The organism is Pseudomonas sp. BTN1 (assembly GCF_001907715.1).
Taxonomy (GTDB): Bacteria; Pseudomonadota; Gammaproteobacteria; order Pseudomonadales; family Pseudomonadaceae; genus Aquipseudomonas; species Aquipseudomonas paracarnis.
The window spans coordinates 47,313-61,673 of the sequence record NZ_MPBM01000007.1 but is presented as its reverse complement, the minus strand read 5'-3'; the positions used below and the strand labels follow the sequence as shown (position 1 = coordinate 61,673).

Genomic DNA, 14,361 nt, shown 5'->3' with positions numbered 1-14,361 from the left:
AATACTCCTTAATCGCTAAATTCGGCTGTTCGACAGCTTCAACCCTGCACGATGCAGGTGGCCAAGTGCGCAGCGAGCGCATCAAAGGCAATGTTCTGTTGTTCACCCTGGCCACGCAGGGGTTTGAAACCTATCACTTGCTGGGCCAGCTCGTCATCGCCGAGGATCAGTGCGTAAAGCGCACCGCTCTTGTCGGCCTTCTTGAACTGGCTCTTGAAGCTACCAGCGCCGGCATTGATCTGCAGGCGCAGGTTGGGCAACTGGTCACGTACTTTTTCGCTCAAGGCCAGGGCCGCCAGTTCGGCAGCCTCGCCGAAAGCGCACAGGTACACGTCCACCTGACGGAAAATCTCTTCCGGAACCTGCTCCAGGGTTTCCAGCAGCAGGATCAGCCGCTCGATGCCCATGGCAAAGCCTACGCCCGGGGTCGGCTTGCCGCCCATTTGCTCGACCAGGCCATCGTAGCGACCACCGGCACACACGGTGCCCTGGGCGCCGAGCTTGTCGGTGACCCACTCGAACACGGTCTTGCTGTAGTAGTCGAGGCCACGCACCAGCTTGGGGTTGATCACGTAGGGAATACCGGCTGCATCCAGACGAGCCTTGAGGCCCTCGAAATGCACGCGGGACTCGTCGTCCAGGTAATCAGCCATTTTCGGCGCATCGACCAGCACGGCCTGGGTGTCGGCGTTCTTGGTATCCAGCACGCGCAACGGGTTGGTCTTCAGACGGCGTTGGCTGTCTTCGTCCAGTTTGTCCAGGTGGGCCGACAGGTACTCGACCAGGGCTTCGCGATAGCGACCCCGGGACTCGCTGGTGCCCAGGCTGTTGAGTTCAAGCTTGACCGCATCGCGGATGCCCAGTTGGCCCCACAGGCGCCAGGTCAGCACAATCAGCTCGGCGTCGATGTCCGGGCCGTCCAGGTTGAAAACTTCGCAACCGATCTGGTGGAACTGGCGGTAACGGCCTTTCTGCGGGCGCTCGTGGCGGAACATCGGGCCGATGTACCAGAGCTTCTGGGTCTGGCCACCACCGGTGATGCCATGTTCCAGTACGGCACGCACGCACGCGGCCGTGCCTTCCGGACGCAGGGTCAGGGAGTCGCCGTTGCGGTCTTCGAAGGTGTACATCTCTTTTTCGACGATGTCGGTCACTTCACCGATGGAGCGTTTGAACAGCTCGGTGAACTCGACGATCGGCATGCGGATCTGCTTGTAACCGTAGTTATCCAGCAGGCGCGCGACAGTGCTTTCGAAGTAGCGCCACAGTGGCGTCTGCTCCGGCAGGATGTCGTTCATGCCACGAATGGCTTGCAGAGACTTGCTCACATCAGATCCTTAAATTCGTTCAATCAGCCGCGAGCGATCAGCGCTGCGTCAGCGGCGACCTTCTCGGCCGCTTTCTCGCGGATCAGCTTTTCCAGCTCATCCACCAGATTGTCATTCGTTAGCTTCTGCGACGGTTTGCCGTCGATGTAAATCAGGTTCGGTGTGCCACCCGTCAGGCCCACGTGGGCCTCTTTGGCCTCACCCGGCCCGTTGACCACACAACCGATCACTGCGACATCCAGCGGCACCAGCAGGTCTTCCAGGCGCAACTCCAGGTCGTTCATGGTTTTCACCACGTCGAAGTTCTGCCGCGAGCAGCTCGGGCAGGCGATGAAGTTGATACCACGGGAACGCAAACGCAGGGACTTGAGAATGTCGTAGCCGACCTTCACTTCCTCTACGGGGTCTGCCGCCAGGGAGATGCGGATAGTATCGCCAATCCCTTCGGCGAGCAGCATACCGAGACCCACCGCAGATTTCACTGTGCCTGAGCGCAAACCGCCCGCTTCAGTGATACCCAGGTGCAGCGGTTGCACGATTTCCTTGGCCAGCAGGCGATAGGCTTCTACGGCCATGAACACGTCCGAGGCCTTTACGCTGACCTTGAAGTCCTGGAAGTTCAGGCGTTCAAGGTGTTCAACGTGGCGCAGGGCCGACTCAACCAGCGCCGCCGGAGTGGGCTCGCCGTATTTCTTTTGCAGGTCTTTTTCCAGGGAGCCGGCGTTGACGCCGATGCGGATCGGAATACCGCGATCACGGGCAGCGTCCACCACGGCACGCACGCGGTCTTCACGCCCGATGTTGCCGGGGTTGATACGCAGGCAGTCCACACCCAGTTCGGCCACGCGCAATGCGATCTTGTAGTCGAAGTGAATGTCGGCAACCAGCGGTACCTTGACCAACTGCTTGATACGACCAAAGGCCTCGGCTGCATCCATGTCTGGTACGGAAACCCGCACGATGTCCACACCGGCCGCTTCCAGACGGTTGATCTGAGCCACGGTGGCCGCCACATCGTTGGTGTCGCTGTTGGTCATGCTCTGCACTGCGATGGGGGCGTCGCCACCCACCGGCACCGAGCCGACCCAGATCTTGCGCGATACGCGACGTTTGATTGGAGATTCGCCGTGCATGACTATTGTCCCAACTTGAGGCGAGCAGTCTCGCCACTGGTGAACGGCGCCACGTCTACAGGCTGGCCGTTGTAGGCCACTTGCGCGCCACGGGCAAAGCCCAGACGCAGCGTCAAAGGAGGCTTGCCGCCCTGGTCAAGCGTATCTCCCTTACGCTTCAAACCGCTGAACAGCACTTTGCCGTTGCCATCGGTGACCTGCGTCCAGCAGTCAGCGATGAAGGTAATTTGTACGCGCCCATCACCGGCGATCAATGCCGGGGTGGTGGGAGGCGACATCGCCGGCGCTACGGGTGCGGCTGGCGCAGGGGTCGCAGGTGCAGGCGTCGGAACCGCCGGAGCCTGTGCCACGGGTGCTGCGGGAGCGGTCGGAACAGCCGGAGCCGGCACCGCAGCAGGGTCCACGCCAGCATCTGGCGTGGGCTGTTCGGCAGTGGCCGGTGCTTGCGGCGCGGCTTGCCCTTCTACCACGGCCTGGTCTTCCGGCTCGTCCAGCGGATGAATCTGGGTGGTGCCATCGGCGCTTTCGACTTCGACATGTTCCATGGCGTTGCTGGTCAGGTCTTTGCTGCGCAGGGAGGCTTGGTCTTGCCACCAGACGAAACCGCCGCCGACCACGGCAACCAGCAACAACAGGCTGACAATCCGCAAAATCGTGTGGGAAACCCGCGTTGGCTCTTCGATGCGCCCAAGGCCATGGACATTACTGCCCTGTGCATCGGTACCGGTGAACTGGTCGAATTCCTGCACCAGTACGGCCTGGTCGATACCCAACAATTTGGCGTAGGCGCGGATATAGCCGCGGGCAAAGGTATGCCCAGGCAGCTTATCGAACGCGCCGGCTTCCAGGTTGGCCAGGGAGGTGCTGGTCAAATTGAGCTTGAGGGCCACTTCCGCCAGCGACCAACCATTGCTTTCGCGGGCCTGGCGCAAGGTTTCGCCTGGGTTGACGCGATTAGCTGCTACATCTTCCGGGTGCGCGGCTTTCATCATTGCTCCGACAGGTATTGCTGATATTCCGGCGTACCGGGATAGAGTCGTTCGAGTTGCTGGCCAAAACGTGCGGCCGTGTCGTGTTCTTCATGAACCGTCGCCAGGCGCACACCGAGCAATAGACTACGTGCATTTTGCCCGCTGAGCAGGCTAAAACGCTCGTAATAGTCACGTGCCGGCACATAATGCCTGTCTTCGTAAGACAACTCAGCCATTTCGAGCAATGCCCGTGGCTGGCGACTGTTCAGGTGCAGGGCTTTTTCCAGTTGCTGGCGGGCGCTGTCGCGCTGGCCGAGGCGCATCGAGGTCACACCAAGGTTCTCGAACACCCGCGAACGCTGCGGGTAGAGAGTATCGGTGGCGGCTTGCTGGAAATAACGTGACGCCAGGTCATACCGTTTCTGCTCGAACAGGAAACTGCCGTAGTTATTCAGCAGCCGCGGATCGGCAGGGTGGGAGGCCAGGGCCTTGTGAAAATAGCGGTCGGCCAGCTCGGGCTCGGCCTGAGCCTGAAACACCAGGGCCAGCGCGGCGTTGGCATCGGCATCATTAGCGTCCAGCTCAAGGGCCTTTTTCAACGGCACCTTGGCCTGCTCGCTCATGCCTTGGCGCAGGTACCCCAAACCCAGTTGCACATAGGCAACTCGCGCCTCGTCACGGCCTTTATCAGTGCGCAACGGGCTGTCATGGCCCGATGAAACGCAACCGGCCACGAGGCCGGTAAACAGTAAAAGCAGCGCAAGGCGCAAGGGCATAGAGATCCTCTCAGATTCGATTCACAGCGATTTGCGGCAAATCTTCAGCGGCGTTAAGTTCGCGCACGGCGATGTAACGCTCACTGCGGCGGGTGCGGTCCATCACCTGCCCTACCAATTGGCCACAGGCGGCATCGATGTCTTCACCACGAGTGGTTCGCACAGTGACGTTATAGCCGGCCTGGTGCAGTTGATCCTGGAAACGACGGATGGCGTTGTTGCTCGGCCGCTCGTAACCAGAATGAGGAAACGGGTTGAACGGGATCAAGTTGATCTTGCACGGGGTGTCCTTGAGCAATTCGATCATCTCGACCGCGTGCTCCAGCTTGTCGTTGACGTCCTTGAGCATGGTGTACTCAATGGTCAGCACACGCTTCTCACCCAGGGTCGCCATATAACGCTGGCACGACTCGAGCAGCATCTTAAGCGGATACTTCTTGTTGATCGGCACCAATTGGTTACGCAATGCGTCATTAGGTGCGTGCAACGACAACGCGAGGGAGACGTCGATGTGCTTGGCCAGCTCATCGATCATCGGTACCACGCCGGAGGTCGACAGGGTCACACGGCGCTTGGAGATGCCGTAGCCCAGGTCGTCCATCATCAAATGCATGGCCGCAATCACGTTGTCGAAATTCAGCAGCGGCTCACCCATGCCCATCATCACCACGTTGGTGATGGCACGGTCGACGGTCGCCGGGACGCTGCCAAAGGATTTGTTGGCAATCCACACCTGGCCGATGACTTCGGCGGCGGTGAGGTTGCTATTGAAGCCTTGCTTGCCGGTGGAGCAGAAACTGCAGTCCAGGGCACAGCCTGCCTGGGACGAAACGCACAAAGTGCCGCGCTTGCCCTGGGGAATGTACACGGTCTCGACACAGCTGCCGGACGCCACGCGCACTACCCACTTACGGGTACCGTCGCTGGAAATGTCCTCGCTGACCACTTCGGGACCACGCACCTCGGCAATGGCCTTGAGCTTGTCGCGCAGGGCCTTGCTGACGTTCGTCATGGCGTCGAAATCGTCGACGCCAAAGTGGTGAATCCACTTCATTACCTGACCGGCACGGAAACGCTTCTCCCCGATTGAGTCGAAGAATTTCTCCATTTCCGGCTGAGTCAGACCCAGCAGGTTGGTTTTAACAGTCGATGTAGTCATGGATTCACCCTCACTCTTTAAGCCGATGCTTAGCGAGCGGTTACTTCAGTAGCAGCGAAAAAGTACGAGATTTCGCGAGCAGCAGCAGCTTCGGAGTCCGAGCCGTGTACAGCGTTGGCGTCGATCGACTCAGCGAAGTCAGCACGGATGGTGCCGGCAGCTGCTTCTTTAGGGTTGGTAGCGCCCATCAGCTCACGGTTCAGAGCGATAGCGTTTTCGCCTTCCAGAACCTGAACAACAACAGGACCGGAGATCATGAAGGCAACCAGGTCACCGAAGAAGCCACGAGCGCTGTGCTCAGCGTAGAAGCCTTCAGCTTCAGCCTTGGACAGTTGCTTGAGTTTCGAAGCTACAACCTTCAGGCCGGCTTTTTCGAAACGAGTGGTGATCTCGCCGATGACGTTTTTTGCAACAGCGTCAGGCTTGATGATGGAGAAAGTACGTTGAACAGCCATGGTGTAACTCCAGAAACGGTAATTTACGAAAAATTAAACCCGCGAATTATACGCGGGTTATTGGGTATTGCCTAACTGCGTAAAAAGGCGGCTCAGTCTGCTTCTTCGATCCACAGGCCTTGAATCGCCTCAAGGACCTTTTCGCCACCCCGGTCAGGGATGTCGTCAAAATCCGGCAGTGCCATTACGAGGTCGCGCAGCTTGACGAAGTTCACGGTAAGAGGATTGACCTCAGGATGAGCTTGCGCAAGTTGTATAGCGATTTCTTGTACATCAACCCATTTCAGGCTCATGACATTTCCTTGAATCAATGCGGCGCTTCGGCTGCATGGTTGAGCGAATATTTCGGGATTTCGACGGTGAGGTCTTCAGTCCCCACTTTCGCCTGACAACTCAGGCGCGACGTCGGCTCCAGGCCCCACGCCCGATCAAGATAGTCTTCTTCCAGGTCGTCAGCCTCATTTAGGCTGTCGAAACCTTTACGAATGATGCAGTGACACGTGGTGCAGGCATTCACGCCGCCACAGGCACTTTCGATCTCGATGTGGTTGTCATGGGCGACGTCGAGCAGGGACTTGCCGGTCTCAGCCTCCACGACCATGCCGTCAGGGCAATGTTCGGCGTGCGGTAGAAAAGTGACCTGCGGCATCAGTTATTCCTCAATTTCATTCAGGTTGCGGCCCGCCAGCGCGGCTTTAACCGTCTGATCCATACGGCGGGCAGCAAAGGCATCAGTGACTTGCGACAGGCGCTTGGTCTGTTGCTCGATGGCGTAACCATCGTTGCCTTTCATCAGTTCGGCCAGTTCCTGCATTTGCAGGTCAATGACCATGCGCTCTTCGGCATCCAGCAAGCCCTCGCCGTCGGCTTCAAGGGCGCCCTGCACCGCTTCGAGCAGACGCTGGGCATCCACTTGTTGCTCGCGCAATACGCGGGCGACCTTGTCGTCACCGGCATACTGGAATGAATCCTTGAGCATCTTGGCGATTTCGCCATCGGTGAGGCCGTAGGACGGCTTGACCTGGATGCTGGCTTCAACGCCAGACGCCAGTTCGCGCGCAGCGACACTGAGCAGGCCATCGGCATCGACCTGGAAGGTCACGCGAATTTTCGCCGCGCCCGCGACCATCGCCGGAATGCCACGCAATTCAAAGCGCGCCAGGGAACGACAGTCGCTGATCAGCTCGCGCTCACCTTGCAGCACATGAATCATCATGGCTGTCTGACCGTCTTTGTAGGTGGTGAAGTCCTGGGCGCGCGCGACGGGGATGGTGGTGTTACGCGGAATCACCTTCTCCATCAGGCCGCCCATGGTTTCCAGGCCTAGCGACAGCGGAATCACGTCGAGCAACAGCAATTCGCCGCCATCACGCTTGTTACCAGCCAGGGTATCGGCCTGGATGGCAGCGCCGATGGCGACGACTTGATCCGGGTCGATTTCGGTCAGTGGTTGGCGCCCAAAGGCTTCGGCTACCGCTTCACGCACGCGCGGAACGCGGGTGGAACCGCCTACCATGACCACTGCGCCAACGTCCTCCAACTCGATACCGGAATCACGCACAGCACGACGGCAGGCCTTGAGGCTGCGGGCGACCATCGGCTCGATCAGCGCATCAAAGGCTTCGCGAGTCAGTGGGGCCGACCAATGACCGTAGCAAACGTCAACAGAAGCAGCGTCAGTCAGCGCCTCTTTGGCCGCGCAGGCAGTTTGCAGCAGGTTGCGCTGCGCGCCTGGGTCCAGATCAGCCGACAAGCCGGCACTGCTGATGATCCAGCCAGCAATGGCGTGATCGAAATCATCGCCACCCAGGGCACTGTCGCCGCCGGTCGCGAGCACTTCGAACACACCGCCGGTCAGGCGCAGGATCGAAATATCGAAGGTACCGCCGCCCAGGTCATAAATAGCGACCAGGCCTTCAGCGTGCTGATCGAGGCCGTAGGCCACAGCTGCCGCAGTCGGCTCGTTGAGCAAGCGCAGCACGTTCAGGCCGGCAAGTTTCGCCGCGTCCTTGGTGGCTTGACGCTGGGCGTCATCGAAATACGCCGGAACGGTGATAACCGCCCCTACCAGCTCACCACCCAAGGTATTTTCCGCACGCTGGCGCAGCACCTTGAGAATATCGGCCGACACTTCGACCGGGCTCTTGGGCCCCTGGACGGTGTCGATGAACGGCATATGGGACTCGCCGCCGACAAAGCGGTACGGCAGTTGGTCACCCAATTGCTTGACGTCGGACAACCCACGACCCATCAAGCGCTTGACCGACAACACCGTGTTCAAGGGGTCTGCGGACGCGGCGAGCTTGGCCGACTCGCCCACTTCAGTGCGATCTGCGTGATAACGCACAGCGGACGGCAGGATCACCTGCCCATCGGCGTCAGGCAGTGGCTCGGACAGGCCGCTGCGCAAGGCAGCAACCAGGGAATTGGTGGTGCCCAGGTCAATCCCGACCGCCAGGCGACGCTGGTGCGGTTGAGGGCTTTGGCCGGGTTCGGCGATTTGCAGTAGAGCCATGGTAATCAGGTCTTATCTGTCTATCAGGCGTGCATCACGGGCAGCACTGGGTTAATCGTCGAGGCGCTCTTCTAGCTGGCGCACTTCGTAGGTGAGCTTGTCGAGAAACTGCATGCGCCGCATCAGGCGCTCGGCCTGTTCGCGTTGCGCCGCATCATCCCAACAGGCTGCGAAGCTTTCGTTGAGCTCATCCTGGGCGGTTTTCAGACGACGCTTAAAGACCGCAACACCGGCTATATCGGCTTCGTCCTGCAAGTCTTCGAGCTCTTCGCGCCACTGCATCTGCTGCATAAGGAAGTCCGGATCGTGCACCGTAACTTCCAACGGCAACTCGCCACCGTTCAGCGCGAGCAGGTAACGCGCGCGTTTCGCGGGGCTTTTGAGCGTCTGATAGGCTTCGTTGAGGCTGGCCGATTGCTCCAGGGCCAGGCGTTGCTCACGCTCGGAAGCGTCAGCGAAGCGGTCCGGATGCACCCCACGCGCCAATTCACGGTAGCGCGTGGCGAGCTGCTCAAGGTCCAGCCGAAAGCTCGGCTGCAGCTCGAATAAAGCGAAATGACAAGGAGTACCCACGAGTAGCCTCAGATGTTGAAGCTTTCGCCGCAGCCACATTCACCGCGCACGTTAGGGTTGTTGAACTTGAAACCTTCGTTCAACCCTTCCTTGACGAAATCGAGTTCGGTGCCGTCCAGGTAGGTCAGGCTCTTGGGGTCGATGATCACTTTCTCGCCGTGACTTTCGAACACCTGATCCTCTTCAACCACCTCGTCGACAAACTCCAGCACGTAGGCAAGGCCGGAACAGCCCGTGGTGCGAACACCCAGACGAATCCCCTCACCTTTACCGCGCCCATTCAGGGAGCGGCGAATGTGCTGCGCAGCCGCTTCTGTCATGCTGATAGCCATCGTTGACTCCTTACTCGTCGCCAAATGCTTAGATCAAGCCTTTCTTCTGCTTGTAGTCGCGAACAGCTGCCTTGATGGCATCTTCAGCGAGTACGGAGCAGTGGATTTTCACTGGCGGCAACGCCAGTTCTTCGGCCAGCTGGGTGTTGCTGATGGTGACAGCCTCATCCAGGGTCTTGCCTTTCATCCATTCGGTCGCCAGGGAGCTGGAGGCGATGGCCGAACCGCAGCCGTAAGTCTTGAATTTGGCGTCTTCGATAACGCCAGCATCATTGACCTTGATCTGCAGGCGCATTACATCGCCGCACGCCGGGGCGCCGACCATGCCGGTGCCGACATCTGGATCTTCCGCGTTCATCTTGCCGACGTTGCGCGGGTTTTCGTAGTGGTCGATGACCTTTTCGCTGTAAGCCATGGTACTGAATCCTCACTCATCAGGGCCGCTCTGGAACCCTGTAGAAACGCCTGCGTTTTCCGCCACGTTCCTACAGAGCTTGGGTGGCGGCTTCTATAGTTAGTGTGCCGCCCACTCGATCTTGGAAATATCGACACCGTCTTTGTACATGTCCCACAGTGGCGACAGAACGCGCAGCTTGTTGACGGCTTCGCAGACCTTCTGCGCGGCGTAGTCGACTTGCTCTTCGGTGGTGAAGCGGCCGAACGTAAAGCGGATCGAGCTGTGGGCCAGTTCGTCGTTGCGGCCCAGGGCGCGCAGTACGTACGAAGGCTCAAGGGACGCCGAGGTGCAGGCCGAACCGGACGATACCGCCAGGTCCTTGAGCGCCATGATCAGCGACTCGCCTTCGACGTAGTTGAAGCTCAAATTCAGGTTGTGCGGTACACGAGCGGTCATGCTGCCGTTGATGTACAGCTCTTCAAGGTTTTCGACCTGCTTGTAGAAGCGATCGCTCAGGGCCTTGATGCGCACGTTTTCGGCAGCCATGTCTTCCTTGGCCACACGGAAAGCTTCGCCCATGCCGACGATCTGGTGGGTCGCCAGGGTGCCCGAACGCATGCCGCGCTCGTGACCGCCGCCATGCATGGTGGCCTCGATACGTACGCGCGGCTTGCGGCTTACGTAGAGAGCACCGATGCCTTTAGGGCCGTAAGTCTTGTGGGCCGAGAACGACATCAGGTCGACTTTCAGCTTGGACAGGTCGATATCGACCTTGCCAGTGGACTGAGCAGCGTCGACGTGGAGCAACACGCCCTTGGAGCGAGTCAGCTCGCCGATGGCGGCGATGTCGTTGATAGTGCCGATTTCGTTGTTCACGTGGATCACCGAAACCAGGATGGTGTCTTCACGCATCGCGGCTTCGATCATGGCCGGGGTGACGATACCGTCGGTGGTTGGCTCAAGATAGGTAACCTCGAAACCTTCACGCTCCAGTTGGCGCATGGTGTCCAGGACAGCCTTGTGCTCAATCTTGGTGGTGATCAGGTGCTTGCCTTTGGTCGCGTAGAAATGCGCCGCGCCCTTGATAGCCAGGTTGTCGGACTCGGTGGCACCAGAGGTCCAGACGATTTCGCGCGGGTCGGCATTGACCAGGTCAGCGACTTGGCGACGAGCGTTCTCGACCGCTTCCTCGGCTTTCCAGCCGAATACGTGGGAACGGGAGGCCGGGTTGCCGAAGTTTCCGTCGACCAGCAGGCATTCGCTCATTTTTTGCGCGACACGCGGATCAACCGGGGTGGTCGCTGAGTAATCAAGGTAAATCGGCAATTTCATGGACTTTCTCCTAAATCAGGCTGGCTGGCGTGCCGTTAGCTCTTCGGCTGTCACTCGACGGCGGACGCTTCAATCTTGTCCAGACGCGGCGCCTTGGTGTTGCAACGGCGCTGGTCCTGACGCTGGGCTACTTCTTGCACCTCACGGCGAGTCACAAGATCAGCCAAGCTGATACCACTCAAAAACTCATGGATCTGCAGGCTCAAGTCACACCACAAGTGGTGCGTCAGGCAGGTGTCACCGGCATGGCAGTCACCCAAACCCTGGCATTTGGTGGCATCGACGGATTCGTTGACCGCGTCGATCACCTGGGCCACCTGAATGGCCTGCATGTCGCGGGACAACTGATAGCCACCACCCGGACCGCGAACGCTGGAAACCAGATTGCTACGGCGCAATTTGGCGAACAACTGCTCGAGATAGGACAGGGAAATGCCTTGGCGCTCGGAGATATCGGCCAGGGACACCGGCCCAGTTTGCGCGTGCAAGGCCAAGTCGAGCATGGCGGTCACCGCGTATCGGCCTTTTGTAGTCAGTCTCATGGACAAGTACCAAGGTGTTTCAGAATGGGAGCAAGTATGCGATTCCTGAGTATTTAAGTCAACTATAAGACCTAGTACTTTAGTCAGGAATACCCGTAAAAAGGGCGCGCGAATCATAGCAGGATGGGGTGGGATCGAACAGCGCAACCAGGCCTGCTGCAAGACCACCGAGCCAATGGAGATCAAATGTGGGAGCTGGCTTGCCCGCGATTGCGGTGGGCCAGCAACCTATAAGCAAGCTGATAGACAGCTATCGCAGGCAAGCCAGCTCCCACAAGAGTCCGCATTCAGCCCGCCTTGGTGGTAGCGGCCTCGTCCTTGATCTCAGCAAAATCCTCTTCACGCAGTTCAGGCAGGTCTTTGGCGCAGTACGGGCTGCCCAGCTCCTTCAGCGCCCCGCACATGCCCTCCAGCTTGCCATCCACCGCCTGCAGATGATCAAGCAATTGACCAATAGCACGAGCCACTGGATCGGGCATGTCTTCACTAACGCCATAGGCATCGAAACCAATCTTTTCGGCCATCGCCTTGCGCTTGGCCTCTTGCTCATCACCGTCTTGCGGCTTGACGATGATGCGGCCTGGAATACCCACAACCGTGGCACCCGGCGGCACAGCCTTGGTCACTACCGCGTTGGAGCCAACCTTCGCGCCCGCACCCACGGTAAACGGCCCGAGCACCTTGGCGCCCGCCCCTACTACCACCCCATCGCCCAGCGTTGGGTGGCGCTTACCCTTATTCCAGGTGGTGCCGCCCAGGGTCACGCCTTGATAGAGGGTGACGTCATCGCCGATCTCGGCTGTCTCGCCAATCACGATGCCCATGCCGTGATCGATAAAGAACCGACGGCCCACCTTGGCACCCGGGTGGATCTCGATACCGGTCAACCAACGTCCAAAGTTCGATACCAGCCGCGCCAGCCACTTCCAGCCCATGCCCCACAGGGCGCCGGACAAGCGGTGGATCCAGATCGCGTGCATGCCCGGGTAGCAGGTCAGCACTTCAAAGGCGTTGCGCGCCGCCGGGTCACGGTGGAAAACACTTTGGATATCTTCTCGCAAACGCTCGAACATTTTTAATCCTTCCGCTTAAGAAGCTCACCACGGGCCGCTTTCTGGGTTTCCGTGAGGATGCCACGCAATATGTTCATTTCAGCCCGGCTCACCGAGCTGCGGCCGTACAAACGACGCAGGCGCGCCATCAAGTGCCGTGGCTTTTCAGGGTCGAGGAATTCGATGGCGACCAGGGTTTGCTCCAGGTGCTCATAGAACCGTTCCAGCTCGTCCATGGTGGCCAACTCGCCACTTTTGGTCGATGCAACCTCTTCCTTTTCCACCTTGCTCGGCTGGCCGGCAGCGGCCAGCCAGGCCATGCGCACTTCGTAAGTCAGCACCTGCACCGCAGCCCCGAGGTTCAGCGAGCTGAACTCAGGGTCTGATGGGATATGCACGTGGTAATGACATCGCTGCAGCTCTTCGTTGGTCAGGCCGGAGTCCTCACGGCCGAATACCAAGGCGATTTCAGCACCGCCAGCAGCCTCCTCCACCACTTTAGTGCCGCATTCGCGCGGATCCAGCAGCGGCCAAGGGATACGACGGTCACGGGCGCTGGTGCCGAGCACCAGATTGCAGCCGACCAAGGCGTCCTCCAAGGTGGCGACCACCTGGGCATTTTCAAGCAAGTCATTGGCGCCGGACGCACGGGCATCCGCCTCGTGGTGCGGGAATACCCGCGGTTCGACCAGCACCAGGCGCGTCAGCCCCATGTTTTTCATGGCTCGCGCCACCCCGCCGATGTTGCCGGGATGACTGGTATTGACCAAGACGACACGAATGTTTTGCAGCAAGGGAGGCGCTCGCGGACACAGGAAAGGGGAGCAAATCTTACAGAACCGCCTAAGGTTATGCCATGAAAGCGAACGTCGTCCTTCACCTGAGGAAAGTTTCTGCTAGAATGCTCGGCTTTCTTTAACAACCTTAGGTGACCTATCCATGCAGCCCATGCTGAATATCGCGCTGCGCGCCGCCCGCAGCGCCAGTGAATTGATCTTCCGCTCCATCGAGCGCCTGGATACCATCAAGGTCGACGAAAAAGACGCCAAGGATTATGTATCCGAGGTGGATCGCGCCGCCGAACAGAAAATCATCGACGCCCTGCGCAAGGCCTACCCTACCCACGGCATCCTCGGTGAAGAAACCGGCCTGCACAAAGGCAGTGGCGAAGGCGAAGACTACCTGTGGATCATCGACCCACTGGATGGCACCACCAACTTCCTGCGCGGCATCCCGCACTTTGCCGTGAGCATCGCCTGCAAATACCGTGGCCGCCTGGAACACGCCGTTGTGCTGGACCCGGTTCGCCAGGAAGAATTCACCGCCAGCCGTGGTCGTGGCGCCCAACTGAACGGTCGTCGCCTGCGTGTCAGCGGCCGCACCAGCCTGGAAGGCGCTCTGCTGGGTACCGGCTTCCCATTCCGTGACGACCAGATGGACAATCTGGAAAACTACCTGGGTATGTTCCGCGCCCTGGTTGGCCAGACCGCCGGCATCCGCCGCGCCGGTGCAGCCAGCCTGGACCTGGCGTATGTAGCCGCCGGTCGCTTTGATGCGTTCTGGGAGTCGGGCCTGTCCGAATGGGACATGGCAGCAGGCGCCCTGCTGATTCAGGAAGCGGGCGGCCTGGTGAGCGACTTCACCGGCGGTCACGACTTCCTGGAGAAAGGTCACGTCGTGGCTGGCAACACCAAATGCTTCAAGGCAGTACTGACGGCGATCCAGCCGCACCTGCCGGCTTCGCTGAAGCGCTAAGCGAGCGAGCACAAAAAAAGCACCCCTCGGGGTGCTTTTTT

Annotated in this window: 17 protein-coding genes; 1 reads left to right on the top strand and 16 read right to left on the bottom strand. The window is 59.4% G+C overall.

Annotation, left to right across the window (positions count from 1 at the left end):
- Positions 1–38 precede the first annotated feature (38 nt).
- The 16 genes from hisS to trmJ form a co-directional block, all read right to left on the bottom strand.
- On the bottom strand, positions 39–1,328 hold the full coding sequence (gene hisS / locus BMH52_RS02970; RefSeq protein ID WP_073842873.1) for a histidine--tRNA ligase: 1,290 nt from the start codon (positions 1,326–1,328) through the stop codon (positions 39–41).
- 23 nt (positions 1,329–1,351) lie between these two features.
- A complete protein-coding gene (gene ispG, locus BMH52_RS02965) occupies positions 1,352–2,461 on the bottom strand; it encodes a flavodoxin-dependent (E)-4-hydroxy-3-methylbut-2-enyl-diphosphate synthase (RefSeq protein ID WP_003175952.1) in 1,110 nt (369 codons plus the stop codon).
- A 2-nt stretch (positions 2,462–2,463) separates the two neighbouring features.
- Positions 2,464–3,450 (bottom strand): RodZ family helix-turn-helix domain-containing protein, encoded by a 987-nt coding sequence (locus BMH52_RS02960; RefSeq protein ID WP_073842871.1) that lies wholly within the window; start codon positions 3,448–3,450, stop codon positions 2,464–2,466.
- On the bottom strand, positions 3,450–4,208 hold the full coding sequence (gene pilW / locus BMH52_RS02955; protein ID WP_073842869.1) for a type IV pilus biogenesis/stability protein PilW: 759 nt from the start codon (positions 4,206–4,208) through the stop codon (positions 3,450–3,452). Before pilW ends, BMH52_RS02960 begins: the two co-directional genes overlap by 1 nt.
- Positions 4,209–4,218: 10 nt before the next feature.
- On the bottom strand, positions 4,219–5,367 hold the full coding sequence (gene rlmN / locus BMH52_RS02950) for a 23S rRNA (adenine(2503)-C(2))-methyltransferase RlmN (RefSeq protein ID WP_003194014.1): 1,149 nt from the start codon (positions 5,365–5,367) through the stop codon (positions 4,219–4,221).
- A 29-nt stretch (positions 5,368–5,396) separates the two neighbouring features.
- On the bottom strand, positions 5,397–5,822 hold the full coding sequence (gene ndk / locus BMH52_RS02945; protein ID WP_003175956.1) for a nucleoside-diphosphate kinase: 426 nt from the start codon (positions 5,820–5,822) through the stop codon (positions 5,397–5,399).
- Positions 5,823–5,914: 92 nt separating this feature from the next.
- Entirely contained in the window at positions 5,915–6,115 is a 201-nt protein-coding gene (gene iscX, locus BMH52_RS02940; RefSeq protein WP_014719820.1) for a Fe-S cluster assembly protein IscX, read from the bottom strand.
- A gap of 14 nt (positions 6,116–6,129) precedes the next feature.
- Positions 6,130–6,471, bottom strand: coding sequence for an ISC system 2Fe-2S type ferredoxin (gene fdx / locus BMH52_RS02935; RefSeq protein ID WP_005791182.1), 342 nt, complete (start codon positions 6,469–6,471; stop codon positions 6,130–6,132).
- Positions 6,472–6,474: 3 nt separating this feature from the next.
- Positions 6,475–8,337, bottom strand: coding sequence for a Fe-S protein assembly chaperone HscA (hscA, locus tag BMH52_RS02930; RefSeq protein ID WP_073842867.1), 1,863 nt, complete (start codon positions 8,335–8,337; stop codon positions 6,475–6,477).
- A 51-nt stretch (positions 8,338–8,388) separates the two neighbouring features.
- Entirely contained in the window at positions 8,389–8,910 is a 522-nt protein-coding gene (gene hscB / locus BMH52_RS02925; protein WP_034128027.1) for a co-chaperone HscB, read from the bottom strand.
- A gap of 8 nt (positions 8,911–8,918) precedes the next feature.
- Entirely contained in the window at positions 8,919–9,242 is a 324-nt protein-coding gene (iscA, locus tag BMH52_RS02920; protein WP_003209680.1) for an iron-sulfur cluster assembly protein IscA, read from the bottom strand.
- A 28-nt stretch (positions 9,243–9,270) separates the two neighbouring features.
- Positions 9,271–9,657: a Fe-S cluster assembly scaffold IscU gene (gene iscU, locus BMH52_RS02915; RefSeq protein WP_003175965.1), complete on the bottom strand. Its 387-nt coding sequence runs from the start codon at positions 9,655–9,657 to the stop codon at positions 9,271–9,273.
- Positions 9,658–9,756: 99 nt separating this feature from the next.
- A complete protein-coding gene (locus BMH52_RS02910; RefSeq protein ID WP_003194019.1) occupies positions 9,757–10,971 on the bottom strand; it encodes an IscS subfamily cysteine desulfurase in 1,215 nt (404 codons plus the stop codon).
- A 50-nt stretch (positions 10,972–11,021) separates the two neighbouring features.
- Positions 11,022–11,513 (bottom strand): Fe-S cluster assembly transcriptional regulator IscR, encoded by a 492-nt coding sequence (gene iscR, locus BMH52_RS02905; RefSeq protein WP_073842865.1) that lies wholly within the window; start codon positions 11,511–11,513, stop codon positions 11,022–11,024.
- A 287-nt stretch (positions 11,514–11,800) separates the two neighbouring features.
- Entirely contained in the window at positions 11,801–12,586 is a 786-nt protein-coding gene (cysE, locus tag BMH52_RS02900; RefSeq protein ID WP_014719823.1) for a serine O-acetyltransferase, read from the bottom strand.
- 2 nt (positions 12,587–12,588) lie between these two features.
- Positions 12,589–13,359 (bottom strand): tRNA (cytosine(32)/uridine(32)-2'-O)-methyltransferase TrmJ, encoded by a 771-nt coding sequence (gene trmJ, locus BMH52_RS02895; RefSeq protein WP_014719824.1) that lies wholly within the window; start codon positions 13,357–13,359, stop codon positions 12,589–12,591.
- Positions 13,360–13,504: 145 nt separating this feature from the next.
- Here trmJ and suhB point away from each other — a divergent pair, with 145 nt between their 5' ends.
- Positions 13,505–14,320 carry an inositol-phosphate phosphatase gene (gene suhB, locus BMH52_RS02890; RefSeq protein ID WP_005791195.1) on the top strand — a complete coding sequence of 272 codons (816 nt, stop codon included), beginning with the start codon at positions 13,505–13,507 and terminating at the stop codon, positions 14,318–14,320.
- Positions 14,321–14,361: the final 41 nt, after the last annotated feature.

Bases quoted from the DNA above. Each gene is read 5' to 3' on its own strand.
- ispG (WP_003175952.1), bottom strand. From the start codon at position 2,461: ATGCACGGCGAATCTCCAATCAAACGTCGCGTATCGCGCAAGATCTGG.
- pilW (WP_073842869.1), bottom strand. From the start codon at position 4,208: ATGCCCTTGCGCCTTGCGCTGCTTTTACTGTTTACCGGCCTCGTGGCC.
- BMH52_RS02960 (WP_073842871.1), bottom strand. From the start codon at position 3,450: ATGAAAGCCGCGCACCCGGAAGATGTAGCAGCTAATCGCGTCAACCCA.
- iscU (WP_003175965.1), bottom strand. From the start codon at position 9,657: ATGGCTTACAGCGAAAAGGTCATCGACCACTACGAAAACCCGCGCAAC.
- suhB (WP_005791195.1), top strand. From the start codon at position 13,505: ATGCAGCCCATGCTGAATATCGCGCTGCGCGCCGCCCGCAGCGCCAGT.
- rlmN (WP_003194014.1), bottom strand. From the start codon at position 5,367: ATGACTACATCGACTGTTAAAACCAACCTGCTGGGTCTGACTCAGCCG.
- iscR (WP_073842865.1), bottom strand. From the start codon at position 11,513: ATGAGACTGACTACAAAAGGCCGATACGCGGTGACCGCCATGCTCGAC.
- iscA (WP_003209680.1), bottom strand. From the start codon at position 9,242: ATGGCTATCAGCATGACAGAAGCGGCTGCGCAGCACATTCGCCGCTCC.
- ndk (WP_003175956.1), bottom strand. From the start codon at position 5,822: ATGGCTGTTCAACGTACTTTCTCCATCATCAAGCCTGACGCTGTTGCA.
- BMH52_RS02910 (WP_003194019.1), bottom strand. From the start codon at position 10,971: ATGAAATTGCCGATTTACCTTGATTACTCAGCGACCACCCCGGTTGAT.
- iscX (WP_014719820.1), bottom strand. From the start codon at position 6,115: ATGAGCCTGAAATGGGTTGATGTACAAGAAATCGCTATACAACTTGCG.
- hscA (WP_073842867.1), bottom strand. From the start codon at position 8,337: ATGGCTCTACTGCAAATCGCCGAACCCGGCCAAAGCCCTCAACCGCAC.
- fdx (WP_005791182.1), bottom strand. From the start codon at position 6,471: ATGCCGCAGGTCACTTTTCTACCGCACGCCGAACATTGCCCTGACGGC.
- cysE (WP_014719823.1), bottom strand. From the start codon at position 12,586: ATGTTCGAGCGTTTGCGAGAAGATATCCAAAGTGTTTTCCACCGTGAC.